This window comes from Mariniflexile ostreae (assembly GCF_042427585.1).
GTDB classification, from domain to species: domain Bacteria; phylum Bacteroidota; class Bacteroidia; order Flavobacteriales; family Flavobacteriaceae; genus Pseudalgibacter; species Pseudalgibacter ostreae.
Map to the genome: position 1 here is coordinate 1 of NZ_JBHMFC010000079.1, position 3,259 is coordinate 3,259.

The window sequence follows — 3,259 nt, forward strand, 5'->3', positions numbered from 1 at the left end:
GTAAAAAGCGGTGCAGAATTTCCAAGAGCCTATTATGTAGCCAATCAAAACAAAGCAGACGAAGCAGACAAAATTAACAGCAAAGGCAACCGTATCACAGCCCTGATGCTTAAAGTTGCCAAAGACTTAACTAAAGATAAAGAATTTGAGGCTAAAAATAATGCGGTTATTCTTGGGGAGGGGTTGGAAGATAACAGCGGGGAAAACAAATTATGTGAGTGTGAAGCAAGAGTAAGAGCATATATGAGAATGCTACGAATTGGAGAAGATACGGAAGGAGAAATAGGTTATACCAGATTGTTCGGCGGCAAAGACTTTACAAAATCGCCGCACAATAAGGATATGTCAGACCATCCACAAATAAAAGTGTATTGGTACACTAAAAAAGATGGAACAAAGGTCTATAGTTCAGCAGCTGGAGCTTACCAAGTAATGGGGTATACTTGGGGAGATAATAACATGAAAATACAACGTAAAGTTTATGGTATAAAAGATTTTAAGCCAGAAAGTCAAGATTTGTTTTGCATTATTCTATTTAAGCATGCACGCAAAGGGATGCTAAAATTAATTCTTGAAGGAAAAATAGAAGAAGCAACAGAGAAGTATGGAAGTTATGAATGGGCAAGTTTACCACCGGGAAGATATGGGCAACCTAATAAAACAATGAAAGAAGCTCTTGCCTTGTATGATAATTTTTTAAAAGAGGAGTTAGCCGAAAAAAGTGATTTACATCTTAAAAAAGGATTTTTAAAGAAGTTCGGAATTAGTTGTAAATGTAAGAAATTAAAAACAAGAGATACTTGTTCTGATTGTGAAAAGGAGCATGTAGATTTAACGGATGAAACAAAATGGGTTTCACAGTTTACATTAGAAAGGCCAGATCTTGCTTGTTGGAGAGCATGCAATAAAATTCTTTTAAACTATGGCTTAAAAGATGGTTCGGGAAGTAAAGATAGCCTTATCCAAACTGTACTTGAAGAAAATGACGAGTTAGTAGTGAAAAAAACAAGAGAAGGAGTGAATTATTTAGATGAAGAAATAAATAATGGCTTTCCTGTGTTAGTTGGTGTAGATCATACTTTAAGAAAAAATAAAACAAAAAATAAAGATATTAATGAGAAAACTACAGATCACTTTGTCGTTATTGTAGGGAGAGGATGTGAAAAGGGCAAGGTGTTTTATAGATACTTTGAAGTAGGAACTTACCCTGTCAATAAGGAACTAAAAGGTATAAATGAAAATAATAAACTTTATTTGAAACCGGACGGCAGGATTATAGGAAAATCTGCTGGAGGCTCTAAAACTTATACGATAACGCAAGTTAGAAAAAACAAACATTAATAAAATGAAGAACAGAAATTTATTTATTTATTTATTTATTTATTTATTTATTACATCATGTGAGACAAGTAATATCCCAGAAGCTTTATCAAATACAACATGGCAATTTATTAAAGATAAAAATAACGAAAAAATTAGACCTTGTGAAAAGAGTCTTTTAAGTTTTAGAATAAAAAATGACAGTCTTTATTTTTATAGAATGTCTGATGAAATTGAAAAAATAAAAAGTGTAACCGAAACTAAAAGCGGTTACATTATTTCTTTTGAGAACTTTATTGCAAATGCTGAATATAGATTACGATGGATAGATAAAGGAAAAAGAATAATTCTTTGGGAATATTATAATCTTGATGATAATGAGGTGAACTCTGATTTTAGCTTCTATACTATTGATTATAAAAATTACAATTCTTTACCTAAAGAAGAATGCATTAATTCGGAAATTGAAGACCCCATTTCTCATATGGGTTTAAATGACCAATGGAAAGTACGTTGTGAAGGTTTAGGGAAAATTCAAATTAAAGATAAGGAGGTTTTTATTGAAGTAAATTCAAATCAAATATACATAGACGCAACTTTAGGAAAAGTGAATGATTCAATATATAATATATATTTAAATAAGCCAAACGATTTAGGAGCTGGCGGTATGCGTTTAGATTGGGGTAGTTTTTCGAAAGATAGTTTAATTGGAAAAATCAATTATAATATAGAATCCGATATTATGAATTTTAATTGGCTTGGTTTTTACAATACAGAAACACATCAAAGGGATTGGGTTGAAAATAGTGATTTTCAATTACAATCTGAGCAACTAAAAGATATAAAACTAATAAGGTGTGATGAATAAAGATAGATAATAATATTGATGAATATAGTATACCAAGAGCCTATTACGTAGCCAATCCCAATAAAACAGATGAAGAAAATAAAAGCAACAGCAACCGCATAGAAGTCTTAATGCTAAAAGTAGCCGATGATGAAACTTTAGATGAGGCTACAGAAGTTAATAGTGCGGTAATGCTTGGCGAAGAGTTAAAGTTGGAAAAAATTGAACAAAAGAAAAAGTATATTATTTTCCCATTATTAGTAAAACCGTTAAACGACCCAAATAAAAAATGGGGTGAAAATTATTATTGGCGTGCAAAGCAAAGGGATAATCAAACTACATTTAATTCAGACAGAAAAGGAGGAAGAAAACACGCAGGTAGAGACTTATATCAATTTAATTATATAATGTCGTTTTTTTTATAGTATATTTACTAATGGCAAAACCACAAGATTTCACAATAACCCAAAGCATTGAGGAGCTTAAAGCACTGCGCAAAGTTCAAACTAATATAAAGTATGAAAAGCGTGTCATGTTTTTTAATCTATCTAAAGGAGAATAAGTTTAAAACGCGCCACGAGCTTTGTGATTATTTAGGTATCGATCCACGAACTCAACAACGCTGGACAAAACAGTATCTTGAAAATGGAATATCTTTTTTATTGACTGACTTGCCCCGGAATAAGAAGTCAAAAATAATTACTCCTGAAATACATAAGGAACTTGAAAAACGCCTGAATTCTAGCGATCGGGGGGGGGGTTGGGATATTGGGATGCGCAAGCGTGGGTAAACAATGAATTTGGCATAAATATACAATACCATTGGTTGCGTAAATATTTGATAAAGCATTTTAAGACCAAGCTTAAAAGCCCCCGTAAATCGCATTATAAAAAAGATGGAGAAGCTGAAAAAGCTTTTTTAAAAACTCCCTAATCACCTAGACAAAATTAGAATAAGGCTAAATAAAAACAAGTACAGGCAAGTAAACCTATACTTTCAAGATGAAGCGCGATTTGTTTTGATGCCCCATACAGGTAAACACTTAACAGCCCGCGCGATCAAGCCTATTGTCAAATATCAGCACATATTTA

The 3,259-nt window shown here is 32.3% G+C and carries 4 protein-coding genes; all 4 read left to right on the top strand.

The features are described from left to right. On the top strand, positions 1 to 1,341 hold a 1,341-nt coding region (locus tag ACFFU9_RS12320; RefSeq protein ID WP_379861759.1), incomplete at its 5' end, for a glycoside hydrolase family 24 protein. 4 nt (positions 1,342 to 1,345) lie between these two features. Beyond that, complete coding sequence (locus ACFFU9_RS12325) at positions 1,346 to 2,188, top strand: hypothetical protein (RefSeq protein WP_379861760.1); 843 nt, start codon at positions 1,346 to 1,348, stop codon at positions 2,186 to 2,188. A gap of 110 nt (positions 2,189 to 2,298) precedes the next feature. Beyond that, positions 2,299 to 2,592, top strand: coding sequence for a hypothetical protein (locus ACFFU9_RS12330; RefSeq protein WP_379861761.1), 294 nt, complete (start codon positions 2,299 to 2,301; stop codon positions 2,590 to 2,592). Between the two features lie 93 nt (positions 2,593 to 2,685). Continuing rightward, complete coding sequence (locus ACFFU9_RS12335; RefSeq protein ID WP_379861762.1) at positions 2,686 to 2,958, top strand: hypothetical protein; 273 nt, start codon at positions 2,686 to 2,688, stop codon at positions 2,956 to 2,958. Positions 2,959 to 3,259: the final 301 nt, after the last annotated feature.

What these genes read in the sequence shown, in the direction of transcription:
- ACFFU9_RS12330 (WP_379861761.1), top strand. Translation starts at nt 2,299, where the DNA reads ATGCTAAAAGTAGCCGATGATGAAACTTTAGATGAGGCTACAGAAGTT.
- ACFFU9_RS12335 (WP_379861762.1), top strand. Translation starts at nt 2,686, where the DNA reads ATGAAAAGCGTGTCATGTTTTTTAATCTATCTAAAGGAGAATAAGTTT.
- ACFFU9_RS12325 (WP_379861760.1), top strand. Translation starts at nt 1,346, where the DNA reads ATGAAGAACAGAAATTTATTTATTTATTTATTTATTTATTTATTTATT.